Source organism: Nocardia sp. NPDC057668 (genome assembly GCF_042799795.1).
GTDB lineage: Bacteria > Actinomycetota > Actinomycetes > Mycobacteriales > Mycobacteriaceae > Nocardia.
Window position 1 is genome coordinate 1,129,881 of sequence record NZ_JBHVIC010000001.1, and the last position, 13,273, is coordinate 1,143,153.

At 69.2% G+C, this 13,273-nt stretch carries 14 protein-coding genes; 4 read left to right on the forward strand and 10 right to left on the reverse strand.

The genetic code is table 11. The features are described 5' to 3' along the window. Window positions 1–114: 114 nt before the first annotated feature. The 3 genes from ACFVBH_RS05320 to pdxT all read right to left on the reverse strand — a co-directional run bounded on the left by ACFVBH_RS05320 (window position 115) and on the right by pdxT (window position 2,286). Window positions 115–561 carry an acyl-CoA thioesterase gene (locus tag ACFVBH_RS05320; RefSeq protein WP_378999992.1) on the reverse strand — a complete coding sequence of 149 codons (447 nt, stop codon included), beginning with the start codon at window positions 559–561 and terminating at the stop codon, window positions 115–117. A 198-nt stretch (window positions 562–759) separates the two neighbouring features. Continuing rightward, window positions 760–1,515, reverse strand: a complete 756-nt coding sequence (locus ACFVBH_RS05325; protein WP_354988823.1) for a YebC/PmpR family DNA-binding transcriptional regulator — start codon at window positions 1,513–1,515, stop codon at window positions 760–762. Window positions 1,516–1,662: 147 nt separating this feature from the next. Continuing rightward, window positions 1,663–2,286: a pyridoxal 5'-phosphate synthase glutaminase subunit PdxT gene (gene pdxT / locus ACFVBH_RS05330; protein WP_354988824.1), complete on the reverse strand. Its 624-nt coding sequence runs from the start codon at window positions 2,284–2,286 to the stop codon at window positions 1,663–1,665. Between the two features lie 208 nt (window positions 2,287–2,494). Between pdxT and ACFVBH_RS05335 the strand changes: the two genes are divergently transcribed. Next, window positions 2,495–4,186: an APC family permease gene (locus ACFVBH_RS05335; RefSeq protein WP_379001595.1), complete on the forward strand. Its 1,692-nt coding sequence runs from the start codon at window positions 2,495–2,497 to the stop codon at window positions 4,184–4,186. Between the two features lie 253 nt (window positions 4,187–4,439). Here the strand turns inward: ACFVBH_RS05335 and ACFVBH_RS05340 are convergent, their stop codons facing one another. After that, a complete protein-coding gene (locus ACFVBH_RS05340; protein WP_354988825.1) occupies window positions 4,440–5,294 on the reverse strand; it encodes an acyl-CoA thioesterase II in 855 nt (284 codons plus the stop codon). A 133-nt stretch (window positions 5,295–5,427) separates the two neighbouring features. Between ACFVBH_RS05340 and ACFVBH_RS05345 the strand changes: the two genes are divergently transcribed. Both ACFVBH_RS05345 and ACFVBH_RS05350 read left to right on the forward strand, forming a co-directional pair. Then, window positions 5,428–5,604: a hypothetical protein gene (locus ACFVBH_RS05345; protein ID WP_354988826.1), complete on the forward strand. Its 177-nt coding sequence runs from the start codon at window positions 5,428–5,430 to the stop codon at window positions 5,602–5,604. Between the two features lie 71 nt (window positions 5,605–5,675). Next, on the forward strand, window positions 5,676–6,302 hold the full coding sequence (locus ACFVBH_RS05350; protein ID WP_378999996.1) for a hypothetical protein: 627 nt from the start codon (window positions 5,676–5,678) through the stop codon (window positions 6,300–6,302). Between the two features lie 17 nt (window positions 6,303–6,319). Here ACFVBH_RS05350 and ACFVBH_RS05355 read toward each other — a convergent pair whose 3' ends face one another. Further along, the gene (locus ACFVBH_RS05355) at window positions 6,320–6,952 is read right to left on the reverse strand and encodes a hypothetical protein (protein ID WP_378999998.1); all 633 of its coding nucleotides are present in this window, start codon (window positions 6,950–6,952) and stop codon (window positions 6,320–6,322) included. 135 nt (window positions 6,953–7,087) lie between these two features. On the opposite strand from ACFVBH_RS05355, the gene ACFVBH_RS05360 reads away from it, so the two are divergent. Continuing rightward, entirely contained in the window at window positions 7,088–8,074 is a 987-nt protein-coding gene (locus tag ACFVBH_RS05360) for a hypothetical protein (protein WP_379000000.1), read from the forward strand. 109 nt (window positions 8,075–8,183) lie between these two features. Here the strand turns inward: ACFVBH_RS05360 and ACFVBH_RS05365 are convergent, their stop codons facing one another. From ACFVBH_RS05365 to ACFVBH_RS05385, 5 genes are all read right to left on the reverse strand, one after another. Further along, a complete protein-coding gene (locus ACFVBH_RS05365) occupies window positions 8,184–9,455 on the reverse strand; it encodes a nucleotidyl transferase AbiEii/AbiGii toxin family protein (RefSeq protein ID WP_379000002.1) in 1,272 nt (423 codons plus the stop codon). Further along, window positions 9,452–10,135, reverse strand: a complete 684-nt coding sequence (locus tag ACFVBH_RS05370; protein WP_379000004.1) for a hypothetical protein — start codon at window positions 10,133–10,135, stop codon at window positions 9,452–9,454. Before ACFVBH_RS05370 ends, ACFVBH_RS05365 begins: the two co-directional genes overlap by 4 nt. 48 nt (window positions 10,136–10,183) lie before the next feature. Continuing rightward, on the reverse strand, window positions 10,184–11,068 hold the full coding sequence (locus tag ACFVBH_RS05375; RefSeq protein ID WP_379000006.1) for an MHYT domain-containing protein: 885 nt from the start codon (window positions 11,066–11,068) through the stop codon (window positions 10,184–10,186). Window positions 11,069–11,475: 407 nt separating this feature from the next. Then, window positions 11,476–12,396 (reverse strand): pyridoxal 5'-phosphate synthase lyase subunit PdxS, encoded by a 921-nt coding sequence (gene pdxS, locus ACFVBH_RS05380; protein ID WP_354988833.1) that lies wholly within the window; start codon window positions 12,394–12,396, stop codon window positions 11,476–11,478. Between the two features lie 133 nt (window positions 12,397–12,529). Beyond that, window positions 12,530–13,189, reverse strand: coding sequence for a winged helix-turn-helix transcriptional regulator (locus ACFVBH_RS05385; RefSeq protein WP_379000009.1), 660 nt, complete (start codon window positions 13,187–13,189; stop codon window positions 12,530–12,532). Between the last annotated feature and the right edge of the window lie 84 nt (window positions 13,190–13,273).

Genomic DNA, 13,273 nt, shown 5'->3' on the forward strand with positions numbered 1-13,273 from the left:
ACAATTGTTCGAGAGTGTAGCGCAGCCGAGCGCCCGGATCGGCCATCGACACGGACGCCCGCGCGATCGCCGGAAGTCGCTCCGCGCCCGGCACATCCGGACATCACCCACCGCTCAGTTGCACACCGGACTCAGGCCGAGCAGCGTCGGGTCGGTGGCCCGCGAGGCCCACGCCGTCTTCGGATCGGCCACCAGCCGCCGGGTGCGCAGATCCAATACCCCGCTGACGAAGGCGACCGTGGCCGACAGCTCGCCGTCGGGCCGAATCAGTCTGTGCTCCACCCGATAGGTCTTGCCCGGACCCCACTCCCAGGAGCACGTCACGTCCACGGCGTCACCGGCGCGCAGTTCGCGGTGGTACTTGATGACGGTCTCGAGATTCACCGGGCCCAGCCCGTCGGCGAGCATGTCCTCCACCGAAATGCCCGCCGCCCGTACGCATTCGAACCGCGAGTGATCGGCGAACTGCTGATACGCGGATCCGGTGACGTGCAACTGGGGGTCCAGATCGGACACCCTGACCTCGACTCGGATCCGGAAGGGTTCATCGGCGATAGTCACGCGAACACCATGCCAGGAGCCACCGACAAGAACCGCTCCGCACCGGGCTGATCAGCGACGACGGCATGCGGCAACCACTGCCCACGACCGTCCGCTACACGAGGGGATCCGCTGCGCCGTGCCCCGTTCGTCCCGCCGGAAAGCACCACGGCCGCTCCCGATTCGGGGAGCGGCCGTGGTGACGGAATGGATGGGCGCCTAGTCGGCGTCCAGCTCCGCCATCACCTCGTCGGAGATGTCGACGTTGGTGTAGACGTTCTGCACGTCGTCGCTGTCCTCGAGGGCGTCGACCAGCTTGAACACCTTGCGGGCGGTATCGGCGTCGACCGCGACCGACATCGACGGCTGGAAGCCGGAATCGGCGGAGTCGTAGTCGTAACCCGCCTCCTGCAACGCCTTTCGCACGGCGATGAGGTCGGTCGGCTCGGAGATGATCTCGAACGTCTCGCCCAGATCGCTGACCTCTTCGGCGCCCGCGTCCAGCACCGCCATCAGGACGTCGTCCTCGGACAGGCCGTTCTTCTCCAGGGAGACGATGCCCTTGCGGTGGAACAGGTACGACACCGAACCCGGGTCCGCCATGCTGCCGCCGTTGCGGGTCATGGCGACGCGCACCTCGCCGGCCGCGCGATTGCGGTTGTCGGTGAGGCATTCGATCAGTACCGCAACGCCGTTGGGGCCGTAGCCCTCGTACATGATGGTCTGCCAGTCGGCGCCGCCGGCCTCTTCGCCACCGCCGCGCTTGCGAGCGCGCTCGATGTTGTCGTTGGGGACCGACGACTTCTTCGCCTTCTGAATGGCGTCGTACAGCGTGGGGTTGCCGTCCGGGTCACTTCCACCGGTGCGGGCCGCCACCTCGATGTTCTTGATCAACTTGGCGAAGAGCTTGCCGCGCTTCGCGTCGATCCCGGCCTTCTTGTGCTTGGTGGTGGCCCATTTGGAGTGGCCGCTCATTCCCTACTTCCTCGGTTCAGGGGGCTCGGTACTTCCAACATGTACTACCAACCCGGGAGTACCGCCGAAGAGCCCACGGACGGACAGCGCCCCAGTCTACTGCGCGCCCCCATCATGGCCGCGCGCACATGATCTTGGTCCAGCGGGTCATACTCCGGCGCGCGGACGCACCAGGGTGTCGACGAAAAGCCGGTGCACGCGCAGGTCGCCGGTCACCTCGGGATGGAAGGACGTGGCCATGACATTGCCCTGACGCACCGCGACGATCGTCCCCGCCGCCGGGCCCGACGGCACCCGGGCCAGCACCTCGACCCCCTCGCCCGCGCGCTCGACCCAGGGCGCGCGAATGAAGACCGCGCGCACCGGCCCGTCGTCCAGGCCCGCGAACTCCAGATCGGTTTCGAACGAATCGACCTGACGGCCGAAGGCGTTGCGGCGCACGGTCATATCGATGCCGTGCAGCGGCTTCATATCGGGGCGGGTATCGAGCACCTCGGAGGCGAGCAGGATCATGCCCGCGCACGAGCCGTAGGCGGGAAGTCCCTCGCGCAGGCGTTGCTTGAGCGGCTCCAGCAATTCGAACACCTCGAGCAGCTTGCTGATCGCCGTGGATTCGCCACCCGGGATCACGAGCCCGTCGACCGCGGCCAATTCCGCCTCGCGGCGCACCGGCACGGGCCGCGCGCCACACGCCTCGAGCGCGTGCATGTGCTCACGCACATCGCCTTGCAGAGCCAGCACACCAATCGTCGCAGTCACGCCCCCGAGCATACGTTCGCGGGGTGGTGTGGCCCTGCTCACCCGGGGTGTAGAGGTTCCGTCAGGACGCGCGTCGGACGGCCGATTCCGGAGAACACTGCGCGATGTGACTGATGTGTTACCGCAAACCTCGCCCGGGCCGCGCGGGGGAATCGCCGCTCCCCCACCTCGGCGCGGGCTGACCGTTTCGACCGGCCTGGCCGGACTCTCCCTCGATGCCATGGCCTCGGTGTCCTACGGCCCCGAGGCGATCGTGCTGGTCCTGGCCGCCGCGGGCGCGACCGGGCTCGGCTTCACCCTGCCCGTCACCGCGGCCATCGTGGTGCTGCTGGCGGTGCTGATCGCCTCGTACCGGCAGGTCATCGCCGCCTTCCCCAACGGCGGCGGCGCGTACGCCGTGGCCAGGGAACGGCTCGGCGATCGCACGAGCCTGGTTGCCGCGGCGTCGCTGATCGTCGACTACGTCCTGAACGTGGCCGTGTCCATCGCGGCCGGCGTCGCGGCGCTGACCTCGGCCTTCCCCCAACTGCTGCCGTACACGGTGTGGCTGTGCCTGGGCATTCTCGCGGGGATCACCGTGCTCAACCTGTACGGCATTCGCGAGAGCGCGCGGGCGTTCATGGCACCGACCGTGGTCTTCGTGCTCGGCATCTTCGCGGTGATCATCGGCGGTCTGCTGCGCTCGGAACCGGCGAGTGTGGCGACCGGATCTGCCGTGGTGATCGACGCTCACACCGTCGGCGCGCTGCTGCTGCTCAAGGCGTTCTCGAGCGGGTGCGCGGCGCTGACCGGCGTGGAGGCGATCGCCAACGCGGTGCCGTCCTTCAGCCGGCCCGAGGTGCGCAGCGCCCAGCGCGCGGAAGTGGCACTCGGGGTGCTGCTCGGCGTCATGCTGCTGGGGCTGGCGACCCTCATCCAGAAGTTCGAGGTGCACCCCATCGAGGGCACCACCGTGCTCTCCCAGCTCACCCAGGCCGCGCTCGGGCACGGAATCGGTTACTACGTGGTGCAATTCGCCACCGTGATCCTGCTGGCGCTGGCGGCCAACACCTCCTACGGCGGGCTGCCCACGCTGACCAAGATCCTGGCCGACGACAACTGCCTACCGCATCGGTTCGCCGTCAGCTCGCCGCATGCGGTGTACCGATACGGCGTTCTGGCGCTGGGTGTTTGCGCCACCGTCCTGATCGTCGCGTCCGAGGGCAACATGAACGCCCTGGTACCGCTGTTCGCCATCGGTGTCTTCGTCGGCTTCACCATCGCCCAGTTCGGCATGGTGCGGCATTGGCTCGCCGTCCGATCCACCGGCTGGCGATGGCGAATCGCGTTGAACGGCTTCGGCGCGACGCTGACCTTCGTGGCCGCGGTCGTCACCACCGCGATGAAGTTCACCGAGGGGGCGTGGCTCATCGTGCTCGTGCTGCCGCTGCTGGTCCTCGGCATGGAGCGAATTCGCAAGACCTACAGCAGGATCGACGGATGCCGCGGCGTGGGTTGCGTGCCCGCGGCACCGCGCGCGAGTGACACCGCCATCGTGGTGCCGGTCTCCGAGGTCTCCGAACTCAGCCGCGAAGCCCTCTCGGCCGCCCTGTCACTGGGCCGCGACGTGACCGCCGTCCATGTCTGCCTACCCGGGGAGAACCTGCGGGTATTCACCAAGGAATGGGAGACCTGGCATCCCGATGTGCGGCTGCTGCTGCTCGAGGACGGCGACACCACGGTCGCCGGGCCGGTGGCGCGCTACGTGCGCGACAACTTCACCGGCCGCCGCAAGGTCGTGGTGATCGCGGAGGTCGAGCCGCCCGCGGGCTGGAATCACCTGCTGCCCAGTCACCGCAGCGACGAACTGGAACGGGTGCTGCGCAAGCTGCCCGACACCGTCGTCTGTCACCTGCGGATACCGACCACCTGATCCGGCCCGCCCCGCAGCAGGGCCCGGATCGGGTGACGGCGGCCCCGGCGGCTTCGGTCGCCGGGGCCCCGTGCTTGCCGGAAGCGGTTGTCGCCGTGCCGGTTCGGATCGCGTGGCGGGATCCCGACCGGCCCGGCGGCCAACCCGTCAACCGGTCTCGGACGCAACCGGCTCACGGCCCGACGGTCGAGGTCATCGCCCCGGCTCGCGGCGATCTCGCCGACGGCAGATCACCGCGAACCCCCGTTCGAGCTCAGTTCGTCCCGGGCGGGAACGACTCGGCGTTCTTGTCGCGGAAGGTGCGAATCAGGCCCTCCTGGACCACGACCGCCACGAGCTCGCCCCGCTGATTCCAGATGCGGCCCGCGGTCAGCGCGCGGCCGAAGCCCGCGGACGGGGACTGCTGGTCGTACAGCAGCCAGTCGTCGGCGCGGAAGTCGCGCAGGAACCACATGGCGTGATCGAGCGAGGCGTTCTGGGTCGGCGAATCCGGGTGCGGCACTTTGGACGAGCCGAGCAGGGTCATATCGCTCATGTACGCCAGGGTGCAGACGTGGAACAGCGGATCCTCGGGCAGCGGATGCCGGTACCGGAACCACACCTGCTGCTGGGCGGCGAGGCCGTCGCGGCGGGCCACCTGCTCCTGCGGCACGGTGCGAATGTCCCAGTGCTCCCATTCGCGCATGGCCCACAGGCGTTCCGGGCTCATGGTGGTCATGGCGTCGGGCAGCTCGTCCGGCGGCGGCACCTGCGGCATCTCGTCCTGATGCTCGGGGCCCTCGTCGCCGGCGGTGTGGAAGGAGGCCGACATGGTGAAGATGGCCTCGCCGTTCTGGACGCCGGTCACGCGGCGGGTGCAGAACGAGCGGCCGTCGCGAATGCGATCGACCAGGTAGACGGTCGGCTCGAGCGGGTTGCCCGGGCGCAGGAAGTAGCCGTGCAGCGAATGCACCTGGTAGTGCGGATCCACCGTGCGCACCGCCGCCACCAGCGACTGCCCGGCGACCTGGCCGCCGAAGGTGCGGGGCAGCTGCGTCTTGGTGGACGCGCCGCGGAAGATGTCGCGCTCGAGCCGCTCTATTTCGAGGGCCTCTTCGATCGTCGCCATGCACGTCCCCTTCCGGATTGTCCGGCTCAGGCTAACAACCGGGGACCGGGGATCCGGCGGACGGTACCCGTCCCGAGTCCGCGTGTCAGGGCGGGCGGTGGCGCGGGCACGGAAAAGGGCGTACCCAGGAACTATGGGCGGTCATCCCGAGCGCACGCCCTTCTACGGGGCGCTGATGTTGATCACGGTCCTGGTCAGCGGGCTGTGGGTGCGGGACCTGCCGTGGACGTGGGTGCGAGTGCTCTGCTGGATCGGGTTGTTCGTGCTCGGCGCGGCCGGACTCCTGATGACGTTCCGCGACTACTCCTGAGCGCTGCGCGGCAAAGTCGGCGCGACCACCGGCACGGGCGGGCCGGTGTTCGCGACCGGCATGATGGGCTGGTGCCCGCGTTCGCCCCGATCTCCCCCGACGCCCTGACCGAACTGGTCGCGGGCCGCGCGGCGGACCTGCCCGGGTTCGCGATCGTGGCCGTCGACGGGGCCGACGCCGCCGATCCGGTGTCCTTCGCGCACAAGGTCGCCGCCCACCTGCGCGCGCACGGCCGCCCGGCCGAAGTGGTGTCGCTGCACGATTACGTCCGGCCCGCCTCGGTGCGGCTGGAATACGATCGCGACGACGAATTCACCTACCGCACAGGCTGGTTCGACTATCCCGCACTCACCCGCGAGGTGATCGACGCGCTGCACGAACACGGGCGGTGGCTGCCCGCGCTCTGGAACGAGACCACCGATCGCTCCGCCCGCGCCCGAATCCGCACCGCCCCGGCCGGATTGGTGGTGCTGATCGCCGGGCCGATGCTGCTGGGCCGGGGGCTGTCGGTCGATCTCTCGGTCGCACTGCGCATGTCCGAGGCGGCGGTGCGGCGGCGCACCGCGCCCGAGAACGGCTTCACCGTCACCGCGGCGGTCGAACACGCCCGGTCGCATCCGCAGGAGCCGGACCTGCTGGTCGCCTGGGATCACCCCGACCGCCCGGCCGTCCGGCTCAGCCCGGCCGATCGGCGCTGAGCCCGCGGGGAACGGCTTCAGTTCGGCAGATCGGCGTCGAGCCGCTCGGGCCGGGAACGCTCGGCGGTCACCAGTCCCGCGAGCAGCAGCGCCTCGCCCGCGTTGCCCAGCGGCGGGACCGCGAACGCGGCCCCGGACGCCACGGTCACCCCGATGACGCCGAGCAGCGGCCAATACAGGCCCTCGCGCCGCCACAGCACCACGCACGCGACGAAGAGCAGGGCGATGACGACCAGGGTCGGATACGGCGGCCCGGCGGGATCCCGCGCCGTGTAGCGCAGGGTGTCGGCGTAGTCCCGGGTCTCGAGTTCGAGTCCGGCCACCTCGCTCAGCAGCGCCCACGCCACGAGCGCGAGCGTCACCAGCCACGCCGCCCACACCGGGAACCACCGGGTCCGGACCCGATCCGCGGCCCAGACCACGAGCAGCGGCGTGAGGATCGCGTGGCCGAGGAAACGGCCCATGCTCAGGTCGTGCAGCAGATCGCCCGCGCCGATCAGCGCACCGAGGCCGATGATCGCCGAGTCGTAGGCCACGCCCACGCCCACCAGGCGCAGCAACCACACCCGCGGTTCGCGCAGCGCGATCGGTAGCGCGGCGACGCAGGCCAGCTGCACCGCGGCGATCGCCAGCATCAGGACGGACACCATGGGCTACCCACTCTCGGCGAAATCGGCGCTCATCGGCGAACCGTCAACCAAGATCGGCTCGCACCCACATACTGAGCACGCCAAGTATGAAACACCACTTTCTCAGAGGGCGGTGCGCTCACCACGGGAGTAGCCATGAACCATCGAGGACCGGCCCTGGCCGCCGTCGCCGCGGCGCTGATCGCGGTCGTGTCCGCCGGGCCCGCGACGGCCCCGGCCGCTGCCGCCCCGGTACTCGGCGGATCGATCGAAATACCCTGCGCCGCATCGGTACTGCGCCAGAGCGCGAGCTGGTATCTGCCCGAGGGCGATCCGCGCGGACTGGTCTGGGTGCAGCACGGGTTCGCGCGCAACTCCGACAACGTCGCGAGCCTGGCCCGGACGCTGTCCGACTCCGGCTATCTCGTGTTCGCCCCGAGCCTGCCGTTCTTCGACCTCGCGGGCTGCACCCTGCAGAACCTGGGCGACAACACCCCGTTCCTCGACGCGATCGCCACGCTCTTCGCCACCGCCACCGCCGGCGACCCCGCGGGCGCGCTGTCCCGCAGCCTGTCCGACGCGGCCGCCCGCCAGGGCGTGACGCCCCCGGCCATCCCCGCGAACTTCGTCTTCGTCGGACACTCGGCGGGCGGGGAAGCCGTGGAGTACGTCGCCCACTCCCTGCACGTCCGCCACCCCGAAACCTGGGACCACCTGCGCGGGGTGGTGCTCCTGGACCCGGTGAAATCCTTCCTCGGCGCGAACACCGACCGCGCCCTCACCGACCTGGACGACACCGACCTCCCGATCCTCGCGATCTCCGCACCCCCGTCCCTGTGCAACAACTTCGGCACCGGCACGACGGCCCTGGAGTCCCTCCTGCACCGCCCCTTCCTCGGCGTCCGCCTCCCCGCGGGCACGCACACCGACGCCGAGGGCACCAGCTCCGACGCCCTCGGCGAGGCCCTCTGCGGCACCCCCGACGCCACGAACATCGACGCGGTCGAGCTCTTGACGGCGGGCTGGGCCGGCGATTTCTTCAACGGCGCGACGACGGCGGACTTCTACGTGGCCGCCGACGCGGCAGGCGCGGAAGCCGTGGCCGCGGTCCCCGGCGCGGTCCCCCTGCACGGCGCTCCCTGATCTCCCGAGCCCGAATTCCGCCCTTTCCGAACCACTCTCACGTGCCCCGCCGTGAAACCGGCGAATCCACGGCCGAAATGGATCGAGCCGGGAGCGGGGTCCGCGTTCGTCACCGCAAGCCCGAGGCGACCGTGTGCGGATCGGCGCGGAGCACGTCGGCCCCGATCTCCCGCCACCGCGCGGCTACGAGATCGGCGACGTCGTCCAGGGAATGCGCTGCCGGGCCCAGGATCTCGCGGAGCATCACGAGCAGGTAGGGGGTCGGGGGGTAGGTGGGATCGAGGAGGTCCTGGACCACCGTGTTTCCCTTCGTCGCGAATTGCTTGCGCTGCTTGGAGATTCCGCGCGCCAGGAAGCGGGCTATCTCGTCGTACAGGGCAGGGCCCAGGCCGGGCGTCAAGGTCGGTGCGAGGGCCACCGTCAAACGCCAGATCATCGAGTCCCGATCGTTCGCGAGCCGCGGATAGTCCTTGGCGAACTCCTCCCAGTCCGCTTCGAACACGGCGTTCGGCACGCTCGCCAGCGTCACCTCGCCGATCACGGCGTTCAGCAGGTCCGGCGGCAGCGTGCAGTTCTCGGCGAGCAGCACCGCGTCGTACAGGTCTTTGCCTTCGGGGTACCTGTCGGTGTAGATCCACAGCAGCTTCCACGCCAGGGACAGCTCCGGGCTCGCCGCGATCAACCGCGCCGCCGGACCCGGAGTACCGACGCGCGCGATCTCGGTCCAGGCCGGAGCCTGCGGCGGGGTCTCGTTGAAGACGAAATCGAGTTGCACCGTGCCGGAGGGAATTCCGCGGGCGGTCGATGTCCAGGGCAGTACGAGGCGGCGACCGGGGACCCGATCGTAGGTCCAGATCTCGCTGTCCAGCGCACCCGCCGCGTCGAGGCGCACGACGCTGTCCGCCGCCCGCGACGCATGCTCGGCCCGCACCGCCAGATCCCCGAACATCGAGGTGGTCCTATCCGAGTCGACCGCCCACCCCTGATCCAGCACAACGAAATCCACGTCTCCCGGCTCCCGCGCGGCGGCGCCGAACCACGCCGCCAGCAGCACGCTCCCCCGCACCATGAGCTGTCCCGCCCACTCCGATCCGGCCACCGCCGCCAGCACATGATCGATCGCCGCCCGGCGCGCCGCCAACCACCCCGCGCCGCGCCCGGCATCGGCGAAATACGGCTCGCTCAACCGCATGCCGTACGGCCGACCGGTCATCGCCGGATCGAACACCGGCCGCTGCACCACCCCGTCCCCGGGCACGGGCCGCAAGGTGCCGGGCAACCCCCGCCGCGCCCGCACCTCCTCCGACGGTGGTTCCCCCGGCACCACCAGATCGGCACTCCACGGCCCGTACCGAAACTCGTCCCACGGCGTAACCGTCACAACACCGCACCCCTCACATCGGCCGTCAACGATTCGCGGCGCTCATCGATCCAGCCCGCGTCGACGGACTCGTCACTGTCGTGAACCACGAACTCGCGTTCCACGGAAAGGATTTCGTAGCCGCGCAGCTCCAGATCCACCAGCAGCTCCCGGGCTCGGGCCGCGGCGTCGGCATCGCCGACCAGGCGGCAGCGCTGGGTGACGAAACGCTCCGCGCCGCCGCCCGCGCGAGTACGGCGGGCGTTGACGGACAGGTGAGCCGCGTGCACGGCGGCCACCGCCGCGAGGGCGTCGCCATCCGTGCCCACGGGGAGCAAGAGCTTCACGTGGTGTTCGAAGTAGTAGCCCGGACCCAGTGCACGAGCCTGCTCGTCATCGGCGGGAACACCCTCGGCCCACGGCGTGGCCTCGATCTTCGTGCGCACCACCGGGAAACCGGCCGCCACCACATCCGCCACCAGCCGATCGACCGACGCTCGCACCTCCGCGTACGCGCCGGCGAAGCCCGCCGTCAGCATCGGCTGCTCGCGGACCCGCCCGCGCGCGAGCCGGATGTGGGTGAACTTCAGATCCCTTGCGCCCGCGAAGCGTTCGAAGGCGTCCAGGGTGGCCGGGGAGTCGGCGCGCACGGTCACATGCGTCTCGAACTCACCGCGGAAGGTCGGCGGTGCGGTGATCACCGACCCATCCTGGCAAAGCGGAACCGCTACGTCACGGCGGTTTCCGGGCTAGCCGTCCATGCGGCGGTGGCGGGGATCGAACTTCTCGGTGGGGAAGTCGTCGGCGCGGAAACGCGGGCGGGGGCGATCCTCGGGACGGAAACGGCGCCTGGGCTTTTCGGGAACCGGCCAGTAGCGGCTGGCGTGCTGGCCGCGGATCCGGCTCAGGTCGGGCTCGTCGATGTCGGTGATGCCGACCTGCAGCAGCAGGAGCATCGTCACCATGCTGACCGCGATGATCAAGGGGGTCAGCAGCTGACCGGCCTGCGCGCCCGAGGGCGCGGCGACGTGGTCGGCCACGTGCGCCCGCATCGCGAACATTCCGGTGTAGTGCATGCCGCACACCGCGATTCCCATGATCAGCGCCGCCCCGATCGTGGCCACGATGCCGTCCACGTGCAGCGCGAACCACAGCGCCGCCGTCGCCGCCACCACCGCGATCACCAGCGACAGGAACACGATCCACGGGTCGAAGCGCACGGCCACATCGGTTTTCATCGCGTACATGCCCGAGTAGTGCATGGCCCCCACCCCGAGCCCGGTGACCGCGCCGCCCACGCAGAGCGCGAATCCCTCACCCCCGTGCCGGTTCACCACGATCGACAATCCCAGCCACACCACGCCCATCGCGATGGCCGCGCTCAATATCGTCACCGGAATGTCGTATCGAATGGTCGCGTTGTGCACCGAGAACCCGAGCATCGCGATGAAATGCATGACCCATATCCCGGTGCCGCCCAGCGCAACCGCGCCCGTCGCTATCCACCCGCCGTGCCCCGAATCGCCCCGCGCCCGGACCATGCAGCGCAGGGCCAGCAACGACCCGGTGACCGACATGGCATACGCCAGAAGCGGAGTCAGCCACCCGTAGGTGAACTGATTGATTTCGAGCATGCGGGCTCCTTGCCGGAAGGCCGCGCCGGGACCGTCCCACCGGCGGCTGAGCCGAACATTAGCGACGAATCAGCAGGTAGTAAATTTGTTCCGGCACAATGACCGAAAAGTTGCCGGGGTTAGCTGGAACCAACTTCGCAGGCAAACAGCGGTCCGGCCCGATACCCGCCGTAATCCATTGCCGCGTATGGCATCCTTGACATTTCGCAATGCACAGCAAATACCAAACAAATCGAAAGGCGTCGCGGCACAACAATGGCGCGCTGTCTAGAGCCCGAGGCACGGAAAGCCGCACACATTCGGCACCGAACCCTTGCCGCTCCCGGCAATTCAAGGTCACGAAACAAAGAACCGCCGGGCGGTCCCGAAGGACCACCCGGCGGTGAGTTCGCGCTACGCCGCGCCGCTTACCAGCCGCGCTCGGCGAGCCGGTGCGGCTGCGGGATCTCCTCGACGTTGATGCCGACCATGGCCTCGCCCAGACCGCGCGAGACCTTGGCGAGCACATCGGCGTCGTCGTAGAAGGTGGTGGCCTTGACGATGGCCGCCGCGCGCTGCTCCGGGTTGCCGGACTTGAAGATGCCCGAGCCGACGAACACGCCCTCGGCGCCGAGCTGCATCATCATGGCGGCGTCGGCCGGGGTGGCGATGCCACCGGCGGTGAACATGACGACCGGCAGCTTGCCGGTCTCGGCGACCTCGCGGACCAGCTCGTACGGCGCCTGCAGTTCCTTGGCGGCCACGAAGAGCTCGTCCTCGGACAGCGAGGTCAGGCGGCGGATCTCGCCGCGGATGGTGCGCATGTGGGTGGTGGCGTTGGACACGTCGCCGGTGCCGGCCTCACCCTTGGAGCGAATCATGGCCGCGCCCTCGGTGATCCGGCGCAGCGCCTCGCCCAGGTTGGTCGCGCCACAGACGAAGGGCACGGTGTAGTTCCACTTGTCGATGTGGTTGGCGTAGTCGGCCGGGGTCAGCACCTCGGACTCGTCGATGTAGTCCACACCGAGCGACTGCAGGATCTGCGCCTCGACGAAGTGGCCGATGCGCGCCTTGGCCATGACCGGGATGGACACCGCGGCGATGATGCCGTCGATCATGTCCGGATCGGACATGCGCGAGACGCCGCCCTGGGCGCGGATGTCGGCGGGCACGCGCTCGAGCGCCATGACGGCGACGGCGCCGGCGTCTTCGGCGATCTTGGCCTGCTCGGCGTTGACGACATCCATGATCACACCGCCCTTCAGCATCTCGGCCATGCCGCGCTTCACGCGGGCGGTGCCGATGGAGGGTGTGGTGTCGGACGAGGTCACGGCAAACTCCTGTGTCATCTGGGCCAATTGAGGGGTCATCTGGTTTCGAACACCCTGATTCTAGGCGTCCACCCGAGGCCACTTCATAGCCAGTTGGGCACCACTGGACTGCCTGCATCGACAGCCAGTAATGCAGATCACAGCCAGCAGGCTAACCCGCCGCAACAGGCGAGAGCCGAAGCACGCTGGACATGCGGCGCGTCAGGTCCGATGGCCCCTGGAACTCGAGCCGGCCGGTGCGCACGGCATGGTGCAGCGGTATGCGCCCGAGCCACACCTGATAGAGCGAACTCACATCCGAGGCGATGGTGACATCGACCGGAAATCCCGGATCGGAGTCGCACACCGAGGGCACACCCCCTTCCACCACGATCCAGTACCGATGCGGATCATCGCTGAACCGCACCCCGAGCACATGCCGCTTGCCCGGGAACGAGGACGTGTCCAGCCGCGTGTGCATCCACCACACCAGCAGCTGCGCATCCAGCTCCGCGGGCTCGGGCTCACCGAACGACCAGCGCGCACCCCAGGCCCCGAGCCCGAACAGAATGGGTTCCAGCTCCCGCCCGGCATCGGTCAGCACATACCGAACATCGATTTTCTCGACCAGTCCGGCGCGCTCGAACTGGCGCAGCCGTTTGGCCAGCAGACTGCGCGACAGGCCGGGCAGACCCCGGGCCAGATCATTGAATCGCGTCGTGCCGGTGATCAGATCGCGCAGGATCAGCAGCGACCACCGCTCCCCCAGCAGGTCGAGCGCCCGCGAGATCGGGCAGTACTGGCCGTAGCCCGCCACCGTGGTCATCTTCATCGCGCACCTCACCGAGATCGAGCCGTTCCACCGCCGGGACCTGGCCCGATGGACCCGGCGCCGACAGGTCCATTTTCTGGACTA